Source organism: Pseudoxanthomonas sp. SE1 (assembly GCF_029542205.1).
Lineage (GTDB): Bacteria > Pseudomonadota > Gammaproteobacteria > Xanthomonadales > Xanthomonadaceae > Pseudoxanthomonas_A.
Genome location: NZ_CP113783.1, coordinates 2,835,901 through 2,856,404 on the forward strand (window position 1 = coordinate 2,835,901; position 20,504 = coordinate 2,856,404).

Consider the following 20,504-nt stretch of genomic DNA (forward strand, 5'->3'; position numbering starts at 1 on the left):
CGCGAATACGCGGCCGCCTGTGCACGGTGCGAACCGCACCCGCGGAAGGCACCTCCTATCGCTTTCATTGAGCGACTGAATCACCCGCGCGCCGTGGTATCGCCGGACAGCGTTAACACCGCGCGAAACCCGGCACTTCTCGACATACGGTAGGCCGGCGCATCGCCACCGGCGCGTTGGCATTCACGCGATGTGGCTGCAAACGTCGCGGTGGTGTCTTCCGATCACGTTCCCGGAAAACGCCATCGCGTCCATCGCACGTGGTGCCGGCGGCATGCCCCTGCCATGTCGTCGGCACTCCACTTCCGAACATGGAGATTCACCATGGCTGTCAAGAAGAAGACGTCCGCAAAGAAAGCATCCACGCGCGCTCCCAAGGCGGCCCGCGTGATCCCGAAGGCCGCACCCGCCGCCGGTAACACGCATGCATACGGCAAGTGCAGTTACAGCTACGGCGCATCGCCCGCCAGTTGGCCGCAGCACGGTTACGACCCCCGCAACGAGACGCCGCCGCCCAAGGGTCCGGTGTTCGATCCCGGCCGGTTCGGGCGCATGTTTCCGAACCTGCCCGGGCTGGTGGTGGACGACGCCGCACTGGCCGCGCTGGGCGATGCCATGCGCGACCCGGCCGGCGCCGATCCCACCCGCGACAATCCCGGCATCCCTTCCGGCTTCACGTATCTCGGCCAGTTCATCGATCACGACATCACCTTCGACCCCACCGCCATGCCGGAAGTGCTGGTGGATCCGCAGGCGGTGTTCAATTTCCGGACGCCCAAGCTGGATCTCGACTCGGTGTACGGCACCGGCCCGTCCACGCAGCCGTATCTGTACGAACCCGGCCGACGCAAGCTGCGCGTGGGCGCCACGCAGACGGGCCAGGGCGATGCGTCGATCCCGGCCGGCATGCCGAACGATCTGCTGCGGCTCAATGGCACGGCGGTGATCGGCGATCCGCGCAACGATGAGAACCTGGTGGTCGCGCAGACCCATCTGGCTTTCATCAAGTTGCACAACAAGTGCGTCGACAAGCTGGAGGCGGAGGGCTTTCCGCAGGCCGGCCTGTTCACCGAGGCGCGGAAGCTGGTCACCTGGCACTACCAGCGGATGGTGATCGACGATTTCCTGGGACGGCTGTGTGATGCCGCGGTGCTGGCCGACGTGGTGCAGAACGGTCGCCGGTTCTTCGATTTCGCCGGCGAGGCGTTCATGCCGGTGGAGTTCTCGGTGGCGGCGTACCGCTTCGGGCATTCGCAGGTGCGCAATGCGTACAACTACAACCGCGTTTTCCGCTTCGGGCCCGGAGGCGTGGCGCCGGCGACGCTGGCGCTGCTGTTCCGCTTCAGTGGCGTGTCGGGAAGCGGCAACACGGCGGACATTCCGGTGCCCAGCGACTGGATCATCGACTGGCGGCGTTTCTATGATCTGCCCGGTGGCGGGGTGACGCCCGACGCCACGCGCAAGATCGATCCGCTGCTGGCGGCGGAGTTGCACGGCCTGCCGAACGGGGGTGGTTCGCTGCCCACGCGCAATCTGATGCGCGGTGTCCGCATGGGCCTGCCCTCGGGCCAGGCGGTGGCGGCGGCCATGCAGCTGACCCCGTTGACCCCGCAGGAGCTGGGCGGCGGGCCGGATGGGCAGGTGCTCGTGGCGCAGGGGTTGGGGGGCAATACCCCGCTCTGGTATTACCTGTTGAAGGAGGCCCAGGTGCAGCAGAACGGCGACCGGCTGGGCCAGGTGGGCAGCCGGATCGTGGCGGAGACGTTCATCGGGCTGCTGGACAGCGATGCGCTGTCGTTCCGCCGGCAGAATCCGCTGTTCGAGCCCAGCCTGTTCAAGCCGGGGGTCACGCCCACGGCGGCGGGCCGGTACACCATGGCGGACCTGCTGACCTTCGTGGACGAGATCAACCCGATCGGGGATTGAGCCGGCGGGCCGTGCTGTGAGCTGAAAGCAGAAGGGCCGCCCCTGCGGGCGGCCCTTCTGATGCAGCTGGTGCCGGAAATAGGAATCGAACCTACGACCTACGCATTACGAATGCGCCGCTCTACCAACTGAGCTATTCCGGCGGAGCCGCGAATTTTAGGGGTTGGGGCGGGGGGTGGGTCAATGTGGGGTGTCGGGGATGGGGCGGTAAGCCTTTGGGAAGCCGGGGATGCCTTCAGTAACACTTGCACTTCCAGCAATAGCGTGCGTAATCCACAGGCTGGAAGAAGCATGCCTGCCTGTCGTTCCCTCGCTGTACCACATGCTGCGTCACTCCTGGCAGATCCAGGCGCATCGTTCCTGGCACGTCCATTCCTCCGGTGTTCTGGAGCCCACTGTCCGCTGCACCTTGAGAATCGGAGAGCCGCGGAGAGAGCAACACAGGATCAGAAGCAGCCAGCGCGGCTTGTCAGGAACGTACTCTGACCCCTATGTTTCCTGCCGCTGGAGAGCCGGGCCTGGCTTGCAGTCCCGTCCGTCATCTGCAAACCGCCCCTGGGACGTTGAATCCGACGCAATCTCCGAATTGGTGAACCAACTCATCACAACCGGAGCGCACTTAGATTCTCTCAAACTGGACTGCAACATCAGTAGACCTATCGAGCGAGTAAGTCGTTACCGCCTTTGCGGCCGATACCGCAACCGACTCAAGCTGATGCCAATTCAATCCATCCACGTGAAGATCAACAAACCCATCCCTCTCCCATGATAAATAAATATCTTCGGACGCTCCAATCCAGAACTGAACTCCACTCAATCTTGAAAACAAATATTCGATTCCGGTGCTCGCAGGAATTTCAATACGATCTCCGTTACTACAATACCCCGACGCAAGATCACTAGAGGGATTTGAGATTCCAATACCGTCCTTAGCCAAATAAGATGATATGATTATCAAAAAATCCTCTTGGCGGACAGGACCAATAGAAATTCTATTAATGTACATTAGAAAACCTTCACGTTATCTTTCCCAAGAAGTTTTTCGGAAAGCTTTATCGCTGCATCTGGCGTCCCACGTTCAAAGAAGGCTTGAGCGCGAACACCTCTATTGGCGGCCTCTTCTGAGTAAATCCTAAGGACGCGACCTAAATTGCCTAAGTTACCGGCTTTCGCAGCCCCCCCTACGGCGATCAGATCACCCACGCCAGAGATTACGTCAATATCTGTTGACCCTAGAGTCTTACTTGTTATTTTTTCACCAGAAACGGCACCGTTCGTAAGGCGAGCAACAATCTGTTCTCTAGCCTCTCCTATCGCTTGCTTGCCGGCGCCAATCGAGCGCCCACCGCCGCGCCGAAAGAGCGAACTCAACATCCCCTTTGCGGTGCTAACGGTTGGACCACCAGAACCAGGATACTGGAGAATGTCGTGCTCAAATGCATCCCAACAAGATCCACCACAAAACCAGTCTACGAAGCTCGGCCCCTGTTTGGGCGGCGGTCGAGCTCCCGACCGCTTGTACTCATTCTCCAAGTCTCTTGATTGTCTGCCATCAGAATCAACGAATCTATATGGGTTATTGTTCGCATATCTATACCGATTGAACATTCCCACTGGACTTTCATAAGCCATCACCGGATCAACCGACAGGAACAACCCCACCTGCGGGTCGTAGTACCGCTGCTGCATGTACGTCAGCCCGGTGGCTGCATCCTGCACATGCCCCGTGTACCCCGGCCCGTCCTTGAGCGTGCTGTTCACCAGTTGCCCATAAGGCTCGTACTCGCTGGTCTCGACGATGGCCTTGGCTGCATCCGTCACCGCAATCGGCGTGCCCAGCGCATCGGTGTGCTGGTACTTCACCGTGACCGTCGTTCCACCCGACATGGGCAGCTCGCGCAGGGCCACCAGGCTGCCACCGAGATAGATGTAGTTCGTCTTCCGATTGTTGCGCGCATCGTGCGAGTACATCACCTGACCGGACTGGCTGTACTGCCATACCGAGTAGTTGGTGGTCCGACTTTCCACCCGGCGACCATGCCCGTCGTACAGGTATTTCTCCTTGCCCGGCACTTCCCGCAGCCGGTTGCCGTAGGTGAACGAATACAACTGCCCATTCTTGTTGGCCAGGTTGCCCTGCGGGTCGTACCCAAGTCCCACCACCGTGGCCCCACCGACGGTGTTCTTGATGTTGCCCAGACGGTTGTTCGTGTCGTAGACGTAGGTATGGTCACGCGCCAGACTGCCGCCAGTCACCTTCAACGATGTCAGGTTGTCCAGCGCGTTGTACCCGTAGCTGGCGGTGCCGAACATGCTGGACGTGGTCTGGATCAAGCGGTCCAGACCGTCGTAACTCATGCCGCGGGTCTGCCGCGCACCGGCAAGGTAGTCGGTAATGCTGCCGACATTGCCATTGGCGTCATACGTGTAGCCCAGATCCAAGGGCTTGCTACTGCCTATCACGTCCGTGCTGCGTGCCGGCAACTGGCGTGCGTTCTGGGTCATCGTGTGCACGATGCCGTTGCCATAGGTGAACTGCTTGATCGCCCCGTTGGGGTAGTAGCTGCCCCCAGTGGCATAGGTGCCGGCTTGCGTAGATTGCCCTAGCGCGTTCGGCGCATAGGAGACGCTCTGCCCGTCCGGATACGACTGGGCGCTCAGATGCCCATTGGCGTTGTACGTATAGCCCAGGCCCCACGTATACCAGCCTGTCTGGCCCGAGGTTTCGAAGGTAAGCAAACGCCGCCTGTTGTAGGTATAGGCATTCACGACGGGATAGGCATTGCCGGTTTCGTTATAGGTCGTGATACCAGAAGGCAGACCATCGGGCGTGTAGGTCCAGCTCTGGTTGCCCCGACCATCCGGGAAGGTAAGGGTCTTGATCCGGTTGCGGGCATCGTAGGTGCGGTCAGTGCGTCGCGCGGCGACCGGGGCACTGGTACCCGCAGCTTCGCAAGCCTGACCGGCCGGGAGCCCGGCCGCGCTCCACAAGACGTTGCCAGCACCGTCGTAGCCCATCAGCGTGGCGCCTGTCTCTGGCTCCACCGAGCGGCATAGCTCCTGGTGGGCGTTGTAGGCATAACTGCGTGTCAACGAGACGGTATTGGCGTTGTTCCGCTTCCGGATGGAAAGTGGCTTGCCGAACACGTCGCGGGTGATGTCGACTGCCGCGCGCTCGGGCTTGTTCTGCGCCAGGTCGATCAGCACCGGGAGCTCATAGTTGGGCTGATCGAACATCTGATAACGGGTGACCGTCTGGGTTCCGCGGGGATCCGTCACGCGGGTGTAGGGGCCTGCGCTGTCGCCGGAGTAGGTCGTCAGCGTCGTCAGGGCTCCAAGTTCGCTGTCCTGACTGACCGAGGTGGTGCGTCCCAGTGCGTCGTACTCTTTCCAGGTGCCGGTCGTCAGCGCATCGGTCGCGCCGGGATACGAGGCGAACGTGACCCGGCCGTCATGGTCGTAGGTGAACCGCTGGAACCGCTTGGTCAGAGTTTCAGTCGTCGTATTGGTCGCATCCAGCTCCTTGGTGACCAGCGGACGCCACAACGCATCGAAGTAGGTGATCTTGCGAGCGTTGCCGGTGCTGATCGTCTGTCGCCAATGGCCAGCTGGGATGCCGTACTCGGCGACTGCGACCTGCTGAAAGTCAAAGGCTGTCGGATTCCATTCATCCGTGCCACATATTGCCGGCGAGATCTTGCCCATCGAAGGATAGGTCACGCGGGAAAGGCGTCCCATCTGATCGTACTGATAACAAGTTGGAAAGCCAGCCTCGTTCCTCAAGAGCTCGATCAGGCCAAGATCGCTTACCACAGCAGAGAGAATCGCACCAGATGGCGATTCATCGGTGGCGGGAAACTGAATAGTTTGTGGGATTCCACGTTTCCAGTTGCTGAGTGTAGTGATGTTGTCGTTGCCGTCCTTGACCGTCTTGAGTGTGCCGCGCTGGCCCGTGGATATCGCAGCTGCCGTCTCATAGGTCAACGTTTGCACCTGCTTGCCGAACAATGTATAGGTCAATGGCAATGCATAGATGGCATCGTAGGTGCTCTCATTCTCCACCGTACCGGAGGAACCACATCCGAGCGGCGGCAAGCCTGTCGGTGCGACACATTTGATCTGCGCGACCTGTCCTAATACCCACTTCGCTGTATTGTCAAAATAGGAAATAGTGTCTGATCGCGATGCCGATGGCCCAGAGCGCGTCACGCTAGTTGGCCGCGCGAATGAGTCAAAATTCGTAACGGTACGCTGGAACGTGCTTCCGTCCTGAGTGATCGCTGTACCAGAAGTGACGCTATACGATTCACCAGTATGGTCGCAGCTGTAACAGGGATCACTGCCGACAGAGGCAGGAAACCAAGGCTGGGAATTCGCCGCCACAAAGGTCTCAGTGACGACGCGAGTCTGCGTTTGGTTTGAGCCTGTAGCTGTCGAACTGATCAGACCTTCTTGTGCGCCATACTTCTTGATTAGTGTATAGCTCGTCCATGTGCCGTCATTTGCCGCAACAGTGGTAACTTTGGTCGTAGGGCACGTAGAGGAAGTACAGGCGTCCGCGTATGACCACCCCGAGGGGCTCAACCTACCATCTTCATATGAGTAGTCCCATTCAATAGCGCCATCTATACCCGGTCCATGCAAACGCTTCTTTGCAAGCGAGATCGCGTCAACTACTTGCGAATAGGCGGCATAGCTACCGCCATTAGGGATCATCACGCACGAGCGAGGCACATGGGAGCGACCGTGCCTCCATTGCACGAACGTAAAGGTCCCGACGGCACCTGATGGCGATGTCATCGAGCCAGTTGAAGAACCACCAAAAGAGCCTGGTGCAGATGGACCAGTGCAGTCGCTGTACAGGGACCCCACCACCAGCCTGCGCTGAACTGCGCTCAGATCGAAAATCCAACTACTGCCGTCAGGCTGATCAACTCGATTGAGAGCCGAGCCGTAATCGCTACTGGCACTAACATAGCTATATATCCATGTGCGTTCATTAGCAGTCGCAGTAGCGATTCTTCCGGAAGCATCATAGATAAACGAGATTGTTCGCCCGTCATTTGATTGTATGGAAGCTATACGCTCAGGGTGCGAACTGTCATACGTATAGGTGACATAGTTACCAAAACGATCTTCTACTCGCGTTGGAAGCCACCAATATTCACTGCGCGCCAGTTCCGTATAGCATGCGGGCATAGGAACCGAGCATTGAGTTATGGGCTTCTTCAAAGTCAGCGTGTAAGGAGATGCAACCCTAGCAAGCCAGTCGAATCGGTACTTTATTCCCTTAGGTGAAGTGACAACAAATCCTTCACCGGCAATCCCATTGGCCGTCGAACCAACGCAAGAAACAACGTAATTCTTCGCAGTTGTCCAATAGTACGGACCGCCCTCTGACGGTCGATTACTATTTCCCGGGGCAATAACAACCAAGCGCTGACTACCTATGCCTGGAATGTACAAGTCATTTCCGGTCCAATATTCAGCACTCGAGAACGCACCAACCCCGCTGCTTGTACCGTATGTGACAGGCGGGGTTGCTTTCATGTGGTCGGAGGTGTCGACCGAGCAGCGTCGATTGGGGTCGCCAGGCATAGACGATTTCCAACCTGTGCTAGTTGGAAAGATGCCCGAGATCCGCGGAATGTCGGGATACCAATCGCCCAGAATCCCGCTTCTTATAAGAGACTCAGGCGAATATGCGCGAGCGAACCTAACCGGCAACTCATTGTTTCCTGGAAGGGAAATATCTTCCTGTACAAAGGTAGTCCGTCCAGTGTAGAGATCAACACTGTCGCCGAAGACGTTTGGACCAAGAGCGGCAATCTGCGATCCGGCTTTAACTTTCTCGGAATAACTATCCCATACATTGACTTGAGCAATGGCTTCGTCATACATCAGAAAACCGCAAAGCAGGATGAATACGCTAAACCATGTTTTTTGACTTGCAATGACTATAAACTTCATTTGAATCCCTTCTGTAAACAGGAATATCCGTTCGGTTACATACTTAGTTGTATTCGTGAGCAACGAATTACCTGATTATTACGACATTGATCCAACATATTTCACAGCGCATTTCCTACATCCATTCCAAGCCGATCAAGCAGTCGCGCGCAACTTTGGCATGCGCTAGCTCAGTCTGGGGCTTGGCTGATTCGGGTGCAGCGCTAGCTGTAAGGGTGGTCAAGTGCCAGCCATTGGCCGTACCCCGGACGGCAGATGGTTATTGCAACATTTCCCCGCGCTCACACAGCATGACTCCGCGCCACCTTCATTCGTCTGAGCCTTCGCTTCCTGGCCTTCCGCGATCCGAAGCTTCATCTTCGAACAGCCAATTCAGCTCATTGCAGTCCAAACCTATTCGCTTACCTATTGTCCCCCTTCTGGTAAAACTACACCCAAGAAATCCGTCTTGGAAAGTCGGGAGTGCAGGTAAGCGTATGTAGGTCACTGCTCGCGTCACAGTGCGGGATGCCTGTATGGAGTGCATCCGCCCGATGCCCCACTTCGGCGCGCTCGGGGCTGCGTTTCCAACGCCGTTCTAGGACTTCCAATGCTCCCAGCGAACGCCGCAACCCCTATTCGTACATTGCGTTTAACGACTAGCTGACGAACCCCTTGTCGCTACACGCATTTACCAAACCCTGAACGCACTTGACGCCCGTCACATTCGGGCGGAGGATCGGCTTGGGCGCCGACAGGGGTGAACGCGCCGCATTCGTTAGGGGCCAGAAATGCGAATTCGGTATCGCAAGCCAAGCTTGAAGACTCTCTTGGGCGCGACAGCCGTCAAGAAGAAGCTTAAGCGCGACCTCGGGGTCTATCAGGTCACGCGCGTGCTGAATGCACCCAAGAACGCGAAGCGCCGGACGAAGCGAGCGATGGGGCTTGAGTCTTCGGCTGCGAAGCTTTTCCGCTTTATCGCGAAGCTATTCAAGTGACGCTTCCCGACCACCTTGAATATTCCCCGGAGGATTTATGGCTAAGAACGAGAAGACTTCGACCCATATCGCTTCGAAAGCGTCTGCAGTTCTTCGCAGCCCGAACTCAAGCAAGGCTGCGAAGTCTATTGCAGGCAGTGCTTTGGCACAGGCCGGCACCGGCAAGACGACATCCCCCAAGATCGCAACCAAAGCATCAAAAGCACTGGATAGCAATCAAACCGGTAGGGCAAATAAGGCAATCGCTGGAAGTGTGCTCACGCAGAAGCCAGGGAAGCGTCGATAAGCAACGACGAAAAGGAGGAACTACGCATGGACATGATTCATGTGAATTCATCGGCCATATCAGCAATTGGCTACGACCAGCGGACGATGCGGATGCGCATTCGCTTCATACAGGGGGATGCATATGACTTCTGCGGGGTTCCGGCACACATTTTCCAGGGCCTGCTGAACGCCAGATCCAAAGGCACCTACTACAACGACCATATCCGCGACAGGTACCAATGCTAATCCGCTCTTAGGTACCATGAACATGCGCGCGAGATCGAAGGGGACTACAGGATTCTGGATAATCGGGGGCTTCGTCCTGCTTGTCGCAATGTGCCGGGCCAGCAAGGATGACCACCGCAAGCAGGACACTACTCCCGCTACCCCAGTAGCAACCTCGTCGCAACTCGTGCAAGCGCCAATAGCCGAGCCGGCTGAGCCAATGTACGTTGCGACGAGTTCGCTCAACCAGCGTTCTTCGCCCAATGGGTCCGTAGTGGACAAGTCGACTGGTGGCGATACGGTGCACGTATACGAACACAGGAATGGTTGGGCAAGGATCACTCCGACGGGATCACCAGAACGCTGGGTGTCCTCGAAGCTGCTTTGCTCGGGGGCTGGCTGCTATACGCCACAGCCGAGACCGCGGACCAACTACCAGCCAGCCCGATCCAATTACTCGGATAGCAATTGCCCCTGTTCGGGCAACCTAGTGTGCATCGGACCTCGTGGCGGACGCTACTGCATCACCTCAGGCGGACGGAAGCGATATGGCGTTTAGTCTGACAATCGGTAGAACGCATGAACCTTGAAACATCCAACACCCTCATTGGAATCGCCAGCTTCGCGTTAGGCGTCTTCGCTGTTTTCGGCCGTTTGAAACTTCTCACTCGGCGCGCCCTCAGCGCTGGTGCGACGCAAGCCAAGATATGGCTTAAGAGAAGGCAAGACGAGACTCAATTATATGCAGAATTTCCAAGTGCCTTTTTGGCCTATTGCGTTCGAAGACTGGTAATGGCTCTCATGCTTCTATTCCTACTCCCCTCGCTCTCCATCCTAATCAAGTCGGTTACAGCGACGCTTCAACCTCGGGCGGCCTCCGTTCTTTCATCGATCCCTCCATCGATATGCGGCATTCTTTTCGGGCTTGTCATATCTCGCCCTGACGACGTACTGCAGCATCTAAGGAAAGCGCATCCCAGCACTTCAGCATCTTGAGTTTAGAAAAAATGACAGAGCAAAGAATAAAGTTCGCTCTCTATCACCCGACGTGGGAGGTCGAGGGAGGTAATAGGCAACAGCTCGCCGAGTCGGGCGAGCCGATCATCCCAGCTGATGCGACCATTGACATGGAAGGAAGACTTTTCTGCCCTGAGTGCTTCACCCATGTAAGTCGGTCTCCGAAGGAACGACAAAGGTTCAGGAACGGCAGGAAGGCCTGTTTCGTTCATTGGCCAAGATACAGCGATGTGCCATGCAAGCTTCGCTCAACCAAGCCAGTGGGAATGCGCTTCGATACCGAGGAAGCTGCCGCAGAGGCACTCGACAGGGAAGATCTGGTTCTGATTAACCAATTTATGAGGGACCACCCTACATCGCCAGAATCGGTCGGCATGTATCAACAGACACCTGTTGAGGACATAGCAGGCCCTGTTTCTGAGGTGCCTATAGCACGACATCGAGGACAAACATTCAGGCTGCCCACTCGGATCTCGTCTATCCAGATGCTATGTCGAAGACTCGATACGAATCTGCATCGCTACTTCATTCTTCCAGGCCACACGAATCCCCAACCACTGTATGACCTGTTGCATCCGGTTACCAGCATCAGTGATGTGGACGAAGTACCTAAGCTCTACTTCGGAAAGATACAAAGGAGCTTCATTCCGAGTCCGAACCCTCAGCCGTATCACCTCCGTATGACTCGACTCTACTCCGGACCAGATATCGCCGACTTTTTCCTAAAGCAGAACCATGTAGAACAAGAGTCGAGAGGCATTGATGAGAGCAAGATCGATCACTACGTGATCTTTTGGTCGCGCATCACTCCAAACGGGATCGGCTTGTGTGCAGAGCATCTCGGCTGGGGTGAGTATGCTTTGGTCCCAGAACGCTACACGCGCCTTCTTGACGAGCTAAGCGAGTCTTAGTTTCTCCCTGTATGGAGTGCATCCGCCCCACCCTCCACTTTGGCTCACTCGGGGCGGCAGTCCCGGCACCGCTCTAAGACTTCCATGTCCCGAAACGCGGATCACCCGCATTGGGGTCAGTCAGGGGAGCGGCGCAGGCTCCCGGAGACACTTGGCTAGTCTTCGGACGTCCGAACGATGCTGTAACCATCTTTGGCGTACATGCCCTCAGTCTCGCCGTCAGGTGAGCACATCCGAACCGAGTAGTTCTTGCCAAACACGTACCGATAGACGTCTTCCACGTCGTCCAGCTGCACTTGGTTCTCCACCTTGTTTGCCCCTGCTTGACCAATGGCTACACGGTAGGTCACCCGCCCCGTCTTGTTGTCGCGAAGCTTGTAGGGGTAAAGGCGTTCCCCGGAACTGTGCTCAAACCAGAATCGTCGGCTAATGCGCTCGTCTAGGGCTGTTGGCATCGTGGTACTGTAATGAGGATCATCCTTGTCGGAATGATACGGCAGAGCGGCGCATCTGCGATGCGTCGCCCCTTTGGCTGGGTCCGACGCTGATCCCCTTGCGGATCAAGCACTACCGGACCAACCCAGCGCCCCTGCCCGTCTCGGGCGACGTCCCTTAAGCCGGGACCGACTTATCTCCATAGCTGCGAGGGACGCTACCTGGCTGGCTCCCAGGTCAACCGCTAGGCTGACAGCACAGAAGCGTCGGAGACGCACCAGGCGTCATTGAGGGCGCCTGGTGCACAGCCTACTTCTTCGCCTTTGCCACCGTAGCAATGGACTTTCCTTCGTAGCTGCAATAGTGGTCCCGAGCTGCATCTCTCAATGACACGACACCCGCCTTGTCGATCTCCAGCAGCCCGCAGTCGTAGAGCGCATGCAGATCCTTCCGTAGCAGAAGACCGTCGCCGGCCTTGTTGTGGCCCTTGCGCCAGTCCCTGCCTTTGATATGAGCCGCGTCTAGAGCGCGTCCAATGCTGCAACCACTGACGGCGCACATGCCGTTGCTCGCGAGATAGACCCGCTTCCGGAAAGCCGCTTGCTCGGGGCGCACAGCCTGCCTAGCGAACTTGCTCGCACGCTGCTCCAGCGAGTTCCCAGCTGGCTCAAGGTCAGTCATCGACGTATCCGGGTTTCGACGCCAGTACTGATATAGCCGTTGTCGCTCAGCCTCGTCGTCAACTACCCCAAACTCTCTTTCAAGGCCGGCAGAACAACGTCCAGTGGCCGCATTGACCACTAGCGCCGTAAGAATCGGCTCACCCCTGTGATGCGCCTCGTGCCCGAGTGCGCCCAATGCCGTGCGAAGATTGAACCGATCCAGGGAGAAAGCAGCCATCAGAGCACCATACGTCGCGGTGTCGGCTTTACGCGCAACTTCGATCAGCCAATGCCGCATCGCTGGAAGCTTCGCGTGATATGGGGCCATGCCATCCGGCTCAAGCAGTCTACGTAGCTTCGGGGTGACCCGAGGCCCCACGTTGGCAAGAGGGGCAAGTCCCTTCAGCCACGCCTGCCCCATATCCGATAGCACAGCGGAGATGTTCTGCATCCGTCGCTCGAACGCACCGGCATCACGCCCGAACCTGGCCCCCAAGTCCCTGTAGATCTTGCTCTTGTTGTACGCGATTCCCGATGCATCAAGCTCCTGCATCTTTCGATAAGCAAGGACGGCTGCAGCAAGCTCACGGTCGTTCCAGCTAGTTCCCTCTTCCGCCATCACTTACCCCTCCAAGTGGACCCGAGAACGATACCGGGGGAACTACCTGTCGTCACCCGTAGCCCCGACGTCTCAAGCCGTGGGATCGCCATCTCTACCATCGCTTCATGGACGACGCCCCCATGCAGTGGACTCATCTGGAACGCTACGACCAGCACTGGCTGAAGATCGATGGTCGGGAAGTTGCCCTGATTTCCAAGCGTGTCCCCGGTGACTGGCTGGTGCACGTGAATCGACACCGAGAGTGGCAGCCGGGGATGCGCTGTTGTGGTGTTTCCCCGACGGTGCCTCATGGCAAAAAGATGGCCGAACGATGGGCCCTGGTGAACGTGAACCGCTTGCGGGCCGAGATCGCAGCCTTACCCCGTAAGGCAGGGCTGCCTACGCTGCCAGTGGGTGAACCGAGGGTGTGGGTTCCGGAGCCACCCGAACCACCCAAGCCGCCCGGGAAGCCAAGGCGCCGAAAACGTCGCCGGTAGGATTCAGGACGTGACTGGCAATGCCGTTGGTGTAAGGCAGAACATGGGCTGACACTTCATACAAGCAGGCGTGGCCTTGGTAGGTCGAGCACGGCAGGCACGAGCACATCCGACCGACTCGCCGAATATTGGGGAGGAACGGCTCCCGGCATGGAGTTTCGTTGCGTTACGGATGGAGTTCCGTCGTTGCCGGCAACATCAAGGCAGCTCCGGGCACTTCATACCTAAAACGCAACAGGAAGCCTTCTGGAGCCGTCGCGGTTCTGGGGCGACACAACTTCATCAAAAATACCGGAACGCCTCAGGGTGCTTCCGGAGCGGCTTGGGAGGCATTCCGGAAGTGTCTGGGCGACTCAGGTGGATGCTGCAGTCGCTAACCTCTCGGAGATAGCAAGCCTGCGTGCCCCGAAGGGGCGCGCAACGCATATCCCGAAGGTGGCAAGGGGCCGCAGGCCCCGATGACACCGAAGGGATATGCTGGTGCAACAACTTCAGATGTCACGATCTCTATAGCTTCTAAAGAAGCTATTAATAACTACTAAAAAAGAATAGAGATCGTGACATCCCAACCCTACGGCTTCGGCCTCCGGTCTTCATTTGAAGACATCTCGGATTCAACCTCGACGGCGTGGCCAGCACCTTCCGATCCGGCCACCTTCCGATCCAGCCTTTCGCGCTCGCGCTGCCTTTGCTTCCGCAGTGTCGCTGCATTGGTGGTGGCTGCTTTCACGGGATCGATGGATCCATACTCGGCGAGGATTATAGCGTCCACCTGTGCCTGGAATACCTGGCACTCAACCCGTACCGGACATGTCGGGCAGTCTGTCGCAGTGGGCTCGTGCATACCGAAGCAGCCCGGCTTTGGTCGCTGCGCTTCCGTTGGCGGAACGGACAGCTCCCTCATCCGATGTGGGGTGTAATCCTGCACGCGATCCACCGCCTCGTCCCCGAATTGCTGTCGTGCTGCCCCCTCCGTGATGATTCGGCTGCTCTTCAACATCATGCTCAATTTGAAGAAGTCGGGGAACATCTTGGCTTTCAAGCGCAGGTCGTCATGCGCGGCTCGCTGGATGGGATCACCCCGGTAGTTCTCTACAAGGAACATTGGATCGAGGACTGCCGGGTCGTACTCGCGTAAGGCTGAGTTCCCGCCTTGCGTCTCGAATTCCTTAGCGATGTGCTCAATGATCTTCTTGCCATGCCAAAGCTGCCCCGGCTTCGGACAACGCCTATAGCCGGTCTTAAAGCGGTAATCAAATGCCGTCCGGATGTAGAAGTTGTATGGCATGCCGAGCGAATCTGCATGCCGCCTTGCGCGCCATAGGGCGATGATGTCGCTGTCAGGCCATAGCGATAAGGCTTCACGGGATGGCGCCGGAATGGACTTGCCAAAGTAGCGATCCTCATACTCACGGAACACTTGGTCGAACTTCTTCGCGAAGTTCTCGGTCCGCCTCCATGGGCTTTGATAGCGATACGGCACAAACGCCCGCCCAAGCAAATCGGGCTCTTCAAGAAATCGCTCCGCTGGGATGATGGAGCGCGATATCGTGAGCTCGGCTTTCGCAATTGAAGAATTGTCGCCGCTCGAACGTGCGGCATCCAGCACTGCTTGTTTATCGACATGTCGGTCATTCAAGTAGAACTTGCGCTTGGGTCCGGGCGTCTTCAATGCGACTTCGGCCGGATAGCCCTTTTCGCGATTCTTGGCACGCCTTGCCTTCTCGGACTTGGATAGCGTCTTCTTGGGCTTGCTACGCCCGCTCCATGTTGCTTTGTGTGATTTATTGCCTTTCTGATCGTGGTCGTTTGCATCTTCGGACATGGCTTCGCCCTCCACCCAGCGTCTGGGTGCTATGCGATCAATGGTGGGAGCAGAGCTGGTAGGCGCCTACCAGTCGCTGCGAAAGTGATTCGCGCGGATCTCTTGGATCAAAAGGCGCCTTTTACGGCGCGCCCGCCGATTTGCGGGCAACATGCATGACCACGTCAGGCTTGGTCAGTTGAGTGATTCGGGGGTTTCGCCCATTTGGCCGCCCTACGTACTGCAAAGCACTACCGATGTATTCTTGGTAGGGCATACCGATGCTATCGATGGCTTGACGCAGAACCCACAAGTCCTCGACAGTTCGTGCATTGGCATACTTGGGGTCGTACTTCCCCTTGCTCTTCTTAGCAAGGTTGAGGTCCAGCGCATCAGATACTTCTTCAGCCGCTTGGAACGGTCGGAGATGGGCATTCTGGCGGTGAGCGTTAGCGCGTGTCACTTGATCGCGTTCAAGCACCTCATAGTCGACCAATTCTTCGGCGATTTGTTGCTCGACCTTCGCCGACTCATCGGGACCGATCTTGCGGGCGTCATGCAGACGCTTGATACGCGTGAAATTAAAAGGTTTCGGCATTGCATTTGTCTCCGTGCGGGTTCAATCACGGACTGAATGTTCAGTCTCGCGGCCTTGCGCCTTGCGACGCACGAAGATCTTGCCTATGGGAGGAACCCCATCAGAGCCAAAGATGCAATGGGGCCCAACGACAGTAGAACGCACCAACAGTAGCCATTTGCAGTATCGCGCCGGCACCTTAAAATAGGGATGCATGCACCCCTATAGGACCCAAAGATGACGCTACGGGCAGCACTGGGCTTGCTACACGCAAAGTTCGGCGAGCGTCCGAGCCGCCAACTTGCAGGCCTCCCGAAGCCTGTCCGAGAAAGCTTGGAGCGTGAAGTAGGCAGATCCGCATTTGCAGATCGTATTGACGGCATCTTCGCGCTTGAGAGAAGACTTCGGAGGGTAGTCGACCACCAGTTGAGCCGCGCGGGCCTAACCTATGCGGAGTACGCCGTTCTTCGATTCATTCGGGAGCCTCGAGACGAGCAAGGATTCAAGACACAGCTTCCCGTGGGACCGAAGCAGATCGAGAAGTACTTTGATCTGACAAAGCGCACAGTTGCCGTGACTCTTGGGCAGCTTCGTAACAAGGGGATGCTGATTGAAGAGCGCGGCACGGATGGTCGCCGAGTGGAGCTTCAAATACATCCCGAGAAACTGAAGCTGCTAAACGAAGCCGATCTTATTGTGAGTCACGTAGGGCAGGTGCTCGGCGAAACGGGTTCGCGCCAGCAGGACTATGCCTCCTGGTTCCTGATACCACGCATGTTGAACAATCTTGATCGATTTCGCTGATGCGCCGAGAGCGTCGAGCGGCGGAGAGTTAGTTGCTTCGCTGGTCCCGAGAACGCTCAGCTTCTTCTGCAGCCTTAGCCAATGCCTTGTATGAAGACTTTCCGGGCTGTTCGCTTATAGGGCTGAGCTCGGAGCCACAGTGCTTGCAGACCACAGCAGCCGCCCGGACGGCTTCGGCGCACCTCGGGCACGTCCTCGTTGGGCCATCGCTGGAACCGGCTGCGAAGATCAACCCCAGCCCCAGCAATGCTCCGACAGCCCCGCCCACCATCCAAGGGGTCATACGATCCCGTTGCTTTCGTAAGTCACGGGCCTGCTGGGCAGCATTGCTGGACGTGATACTGCCGAAGCTGTCGTACGTCAGTACCGACTGGGTGTTGGCATGGATAGCTTGGCGCTCAAGGGACATACGCTGCATTCCGGCTACGCCAGCGACAACCAGCCCAAGCAGGAACAAGACGAGTCCGAACTTTCCGAGGTTCATGGCAGCGTCCTCAGAAAGCGGTGGGTGTGATCTGGTACAAGCCTTGCTGTGTGATGGACAGGCGCATCTTGGCTTGGCTGCCGGCTTGGACCGTATGGGAGATTTCCCGGCGATGGGCCGCTTCGTTCGTCCACGAGCACATCCCAGCGCCTGACGGTCCCGCCCCAATCACATGCTGACCTGGCGCAAGGTGCAGCGTCAGGGTCTCAGATGTCCGGAAGTGGGCGGCTACGACCCCGTCCACATAGACGGCAATCGGGCAGGCAGCCCCGAAGGCACCCTGATCCCTGACGATGACCAGCTGCCCGCTGGGACCGTCGATAGGCTGGCTGTAGGCGAACACACGATCAGCTGGGACCGGCTTTGCGTCGGTCAGGGCGATAGGGCTGGTGGCGCAGGCTGCGGCCAGCACAGGTATCAAGCAGAACACGGCGAAACGCTTCATAGGTAGACCCCCTTTGTCGACGGATCAAGGGCTTAGCCGGTCATCTGTGCTTCCCGGACCGGTTTACCCCTCTCTTCAGAAACTGTAGAGTCTTCGCACAGTGAGGCGCAAGGGTGAACATGCGGGAGGTTCATAGACCGTTGATTCCGCTTGCCCGACAAGGCGACAGCCATCTTTGCGCAAAGACTGAAGGACGCCCGCGCGATGCGGGACGTGTCGCAGCGCGCGTTGGGAGCGATGCTCGGGATGACCAAGAAGAACGGCAGCGTCCGAATCAATCGCTATGAGCAACAGACCTCGCGCGCTGATATGGACACAGCTGCAGAAATCGCCGCAGCCTTGGGTGTGCCTCTTGCTTACCTGTTTGCGGAAGACCCCGGTCTTGCGGAATGGATACTCGCGTACGAGAAACTCGATGGCACATTGCGGCAAGAGATCTTGGACTCAATCCGCACGAGCCAGTAGCTCAAGACTTAGGTAGCCAATCAACTTTGGCTGGGGAACTAACGATGGCAGAGCTTGTAACAGATTGTCCGCGTTGCGATGCCGCGAAGACTACGTTCGATATCCCCCACTCCCACCTTGTGGGCACTGAGTATCAATGGGCACGCGTTGCCGAGGCGTTTGGAATTTGCCGGAACTGCAACCAAGGAACGATCTTTGTTCTGCGTCAGTCCGATCCAAGGTATGGCGACTACCTGCAGCAGGGACTTCACAAGCAGCCCGGCAACATAAACGCATTAGTGCAAGTCAAGACTCACATCAGCTTAAAAGATGAAGCGGCAATATCCCCCCCAGAGCACCTTCCCGCTCACATAGAGACGGCATTTCGTGAAGGCGCCACTTGTATGGCAGTCGACTGCCACAACGCCTCCGCCTCCATGTATCGCCTGTGCGTCGATCTGGCCACATGGGACCGGCTGCCAGACAATGGAGTCGAGGGTCTGAATGCCGTAATTCGCCGTTCGCTTGGACTGCGTCTGAAATGGCTATTTGACACAGGGAGGCTTCCGGAAGGGTTGAGAGAATTGTCCGAAGCCATCAAAGAAGATGGCAATGACGGCGCCCATGAGGGAAATCTCTCCGAGCACGATGCTGCGGATATCGAGGACTTCACGGTAGCCTTGCTTGAACGACTGTATACGGAACCAGCAAGACTGAAGTTGGCAAAGGATCGGCGTGACGGTCGACGTGCAGGGCACTAAGGCTGGCGTCTATGCAATTTCAAACGGCGACGCGATGGCACGCACTTGCTGTAAGGCGAAGGCGCAGCTAACAGCACTTCTTCACTCAATCTCTGCTATGCGACAAGCATCTCCACAGCCGCAGCCAGATGCTCGGGCCCCAGATGTGCGTAGCGCAGTGTCATTGCCAAATCGGCGTGACCCAATAGCTCCCTGACAGTGTTCAAGTCCACGCCTGCCATGACCAACTTGCTGGCGAAGTGATGACGGAAATCATGGAACCGGAACCCTGTGACCTTGGCAGTTGTCAGCAACGCAGCCCAGCCCTTCTTGACGTCCTGCGGCTCAAACACCTGCCCTACCGCTACGGACTGTTCGCGCCACTTGGTCACGACTCGCAACGCTTCGGCGTTCAAAGGGATATGACGCTGCTTACCGCTTTTGGCTTTGCGGGCCTGTACGGTGATGATCTTGGCCCCGAGGTCGATATCAGACCATTCCAGCGAAAGCAGCTCGCCCCGGCGCATGCCCGTGTTCATGGCAAGCAGGACTACCGGCGTCAAATGGTCCGTGTAGCCGTCTTCGGGTAGGTCCGGCAGCACTGCTTGACCGTAACGCCGACGGTCAGCATTGGCGTTAGCCCGACCCTGTACGCCTCTCTTATCGCGCGCTGTCAGGGCAGTACGCAGCCGGGATTCTTCATCGGGCGACAAGAAGCGGACGACCTTGCGGCCCTGTACGGACTTCTGACGCATTCCCAGCAACGGGTTACGGTCCAACAAGCGCCACTCCACGGCATAGGACAAGGCCGCCCTAAGTGTCGAAAAGTCCCGATGAGCCGTGATGCGCTCTACAGCGCGTTTGCCATTGATAGGGGTCAGACGGTCCGACCACCAGCGATTGATGGTCGCCACGTCGATATCTGACAAGGACCGGTCCAGCAGGTCCGCAAAGTGTGTCTTGATCCGCATGACGTACTTGCTACCCCGGCGTAGCTCGGTAGCAGCCCAAGGGGCGTAATGGTCATCAAGGAACTCCCGCAGGGTGCAGGCTCGTTGCTTGATCGTCGCCAGTGCTGGCAAACGCTGCTGGACGGCCTCAGCCACGGCCTGCGACGCGTACGCTCGGGCTTGCTCCAGCGTTAGGTGCTCAATCGAACCGAGCGTACGGCGCTTACCATGCTGCCAGGTGACGACCCACGCTTTATGCCCACTGGGCTGCACACGTAGGATCAAGCCCCTAACGAGGATGTCCCGCATTTCGTAGGGTTTGGGCTGGGGCTGGGCTTGGGCGACAAGACGCTTGGTCAGGGTGATACGCATGCTGGGCACCGATGTAGGGTCGATGCCCAGAGCGTAGGATGGCCCGGCTTACGGTGTTTGGATGAGGACCGTCCTCAACAGGGGAGCACCAAACTCTATCCAGCTGAAACACACCAGGTGTAGGAGAAATCCTCGAAGCTCCCATCCGTTCGATGAACGGCGAAGCACTGCGAATTGAACGAATGACTCATCACTTCGAAGTGGTCGATACCCTCCCCAATCTTCGCTTCCGCTTCGGGATGACGCTTAATCAGCTCACGAAGAAGTAAATCATCATCAATAAAAACCGTATCTCCGGGTGAGTACCGATTTAGCATCTCCTTAAAGAACTCACGAGCAGCAGATTCGGAGCGAAAGGTCTTTAAGCCAAGATCGACAGGTTGCGCCCTTCCCATG

The 20,504-nt window shown here is 57.5% G+C and carries 15 protein-coding genes and 1 tRNA gene; 7 read left to right on the top strand and 9 right to left on the bottom strand.

The window, feature by feature from the left end; all coding sequences use genetic code 11:
- The first annotated feature begins 324 nt into the window (after positions 1 to 324).
- On the top strand, positions 325 to 1,926 hold the full coding sequence (locus tag OY559_RS13380; RefSeq protein WP_277726738.1) for a peroxidase family protein: 1,602 nt from the start codon (positions 325 to 327) through the stop codon (positions 1,924 to 1,926).
- A gap of 67 nt (positions 1,927 to 1,993) precedes the next feature.
- On the opposite strand, the gene OY559_RS13385 is transcribed toward OY559_RS13380, so the two are convergent.
- A tRNA-Thr gene (locus tag OY559_RS13385) sits at positions 1,994 to 2,069 on the bottom strand.
- Positions 2,070 to 2,931: 862 nt separating this feature from the next.
- Positions 2,932 to 7,896, bottom strand: coding sequence for an RHS repeat domain-containing protein (locus tag OY559_RS13390; RefSeq protein ID WP_277726739.1), 4,965 nt, complete (start codon positions 7,894 to 7,896; stop codon positions 2,932 to 2,934).
- A 797-nt stretch (positions 7,897 to 8,693) separates the two neighbouring features.
- Here OY559_RS13390 and OY559_RS13395 point away from each other — a divergent pair.
- From OY559_RS13395 to OY559_RS13405, 3 genes are all read left to right on the top strand, one after another.
- Complete coding sequence (locus OY559_RS13395) at positions 8,694 to 8,873, top strand: hypothetical protein (protein WP_277726740.1); 180 nt, start codon at positions 8,694 to 8,696, stop codon at positions 8,871 to 8,873.
- Positions 8,874 to 9,185: 312 nt separating this feature from the next.
- On the top strand, positions 9,186 to 9,386 hold the full coding sequence (locus tag OY559_RS13400; protein WP_277726741.1) for a KTSC domain-containing protein: 201 nt from the start codon (positions 9,186 to 9,188) through the stop codon (positions 9,384 to 9,386).
- 1,262 nt (positions 9,387 to 10,648) lie between these two features.
- Positions 10,649 to 11,293: a hypothetical protein gene (locus OY559_RS13405; protein ID WP_277726742.1), complete on the top strand. Its 645-nt coding sequence runs from the start codon at positions 10,649 to 10,651 to the stop codon at positions 11,291 to 11,293.
- A gap of 155 nt (positions 11,294 to 11,448) precedes the next feature.
- Here OY559_RS13405 and OY559_RS13410 read toward each other — a convergent pair whose 3' ends face one another.
- From OY559_RS13410 to OY559_RS13425, 4 genes are all read right to left on the bottom strand, one after another.
- Positions 11,449 to 11,748 carry a hypothetical protein gene (locus OY559_RS13410; RefSeq protein WP_277726743.1) on the bottom strand — a complete coding sequence of 100 codons (300 nt, stop codon included), beginning with the start codon at positions 11,746 to 11,748 and terminating at the stop codon, positions 11,449 to 11,451.
- Positions 11,749 to 12,037: 289 nt separating this feature from the next.
- Positions 12,038 to 13,009 carry an HNH endonuclease gene (locus tag OY559_RS13415; RefSeq protein ID WP_277726744.1) on the bottom strand — a complete coding sequence of 324 codons (972 nt, stop codon included), beginning with the start codon at positions 13,007 to 13,009 and terminating at the stop codon, positions 12,038 to 12,040.
- A 1,050-nt stretch (positions 13,010 to 14,059) separates the two neighbouring features.
- Entirely contained in the window at positions 14,060 to 15,313 is a 1,254-nt protein-coding gene (locus OY559_RS13420; protein WP_277726745.1) for a hypothetical protein, read from the bottom strand.
- 121 nt (positions 15,314 to 15,434) lie between these two features.
- Complete coding sequence (locus OY559_RS13425; RefSeq protein ID WP_277726746.1) at positions 15,435 to 15,890, bottom strand: hypothetical protein; 456 nt, start codon at positions 15,888 to 15,890, stop codon at positions 15,435 to 15,437.
- A 216-nt stretch (positions 15,891 to 16,106) separates the two neighbouring features.
- Here OY559_RS13425 and OY559_RS13430 point away from each other — a divergent pair, with 216 nt between their 5' ends.
- A complete protein-coding gene (locus OY559_RS13430) occupies positions 16,107 to 16,673 on the top strand; it encodes a MarR family winged helix-turn-helix transcriptional regulator (RefSeq protein ID WP_277726747.1) in 567 nt (188 codons plus the stop codon).
- A gap of 494 nt (positions 16,674 to 17,167) precedes the next feature.
- Here OY559_RS13430 and OY559_RS13435 read toward each other — a convergent pair whose 3' ends face one another.
- The gene (locus OY559_RS13435; RefSeq protein ID WP_277726748.1) at positions 17,168 to 17,602 is read right to left on the bottom strand and encodes a hypothetical protein; all 435 of its coding nucleotides are present in this window, start codon (positions 17,600 to 17,602) and stop codon (positions 17,168 to 17,170) included.
- Positions 17,603 to 17,752: 150 nt separating this feature from the next.
- Between OY559_RS13435 and OY559_RS13440 the strand changes: the two genes are divergently transcribed.
- The gene (locus tag OY559_RS13440) at positions 17,753 to 18,067 is read left to right on the top strand and encodes a helix-turn-helix domain-containing protein (RefSeq protein ID WP_277726749.1); all 315 of its coding nucleotides are present in this window, start codon (positions 17,753 to 17,755) and stop codon (positions 18,065 to 18,067) included.
- 44 nt (positions 18,068 to 18,111) lie between these two features.
- Positions 18,112 to 18,807 carry a DUF4145 domain-containing protein gene (locus tag OY559_RS13445; RefSeq protein ID WP_277726750.1) on the top strand — a complete coding sequence of 232 codons (696 nt, stop codon included), beginning with the start codon at positions 18,112 to 18,114 and terminating at the stop codon, positions 18,805 to 18,807.
- Between the two features lie 95 nt (positions 18,808 to 18,902).
- On the opposite strand, the gene OY559_RS13450 is transcribed toward OY559_RS13445, so the two are convergent.
- Together OY559_RS13450 and OY559_RS13455 are read right to left on the bottom strand one after the other, a co-directional pair.
- Positions 18,903 to 20,108 (bottom strand): site-specific integrase, encoded by a 1,206-nt coding sequence (locus OY559_RS13450; protein WP_277726751.1) that lies wholly within the window; start codon positions 20,106 to 20,108, stop codon positions 18,903 to 18,905.
- 95 nt (positions 20,109 to 20,203) lie between these two features.
- Complete coding sequence (locus OY559_RS13455; RefSeq protein ID WP_277726752.1) at positions 20,204 to 20,503, bottom strand: DCL family protein; 300 nt, start codon at positions 20,501 to 20,503, stop codon at positions 20,204 to 20,206.
- Position 20,504 lies beyond the last annotated feature (1 nt).

Bases quoted from the DNA above. Each gene is read 5' to 3' on its own strand.
- OY559_RS13380 (WP_277726738.1), top strand. From the start codon at position 325: ATGGCTGTCAAGAAGAAGACGTCCGCAAAGAAAGCATCCACGCGCGCT.
- OY559_RS13390 (WP_277726739.1), bottom strand. From the start codon at position 7,896: ATGAAGTTTATAGTCATTGCAAGTCAAAAAACATGGTTTAGCGTATTC.
- OY559_RS13400 (WP_277726741.1), top strand. From the start codon at position 9,186: ATGGACATGATTCATGTGAATTCATCGGCCATATCAGCAATTGGCTAC.
- OY559_RS13405 (WP_277726742.1), top strand. From the start codon at position 10,649: ATGCGCTTCGATACCGAGGAAGCTGCCGCAGAGGCACTCGACAGGGAA.
- OY559_RS13410 (WP_277726743.1), bottom strand. From the start codon at position 11,748: ATGCCAACAGCCCTAGACGAGCGCATTAGCCGACGATTCTGGTTTGAG.
- OY559_RS13415 (WP_277726744.1), bottom strand. From the start codon at position 13,009: ATGGCGGAAGAGGGAACTAGCTGGAACGACCGTGAGCTTGCTGCAGCC.
- OY559_RS13420 (WP_277726745.1), bottom strand. From the start codon at position 15,313: ATGTCCGAAGATGCAAACGACCACGATCAGAAAGGCAATAAATCACAC.
- OY559_RS13425 (WP_277726746.1), bottom strand. From the start codon at position 15,890: ATGCCGAAACCTTTTAATTTCACGCGTATCAAGCGTCTGCATGACGCC.
- OY559_RS13430 (WP_277726747.1), top strand. From the start codon at position 16,107: ATGACGCTACGGGCAGCACTGGGCTTGCTACACGCAAAGTTCGGCGAG.
- OY559_RS13435 (WP_277726748.1), bottom strand. From the start codon at position 17,602: ATGAAGCGTTTCGCCGTGTTCTGCTTGATACCTGTGCTGGCCGCAGCC.
- OY559_RS13445 (WP_277726750.1), top strand. From the start codon at position 18,112: ATGGCAGAGCTTGTAACAGATTGTCCGCGTTGCGATGCCGCGAAGACT.
- OY559_RS13450 (WP_277726751.1), bottom strand. From the start codon at position 20,108: ATGCGTATCACCCTGACCAAGCGTCTTGTCGCCCAAGCCCAGCCCCAG.
- OY559_RS13455 (WP_277726752.1), bottom strand. From the start codon at position 20,503: ATGGGAAGGGCGCAACCTGTCGATCTTGGCTTAAAGACCTTTCGCTCC.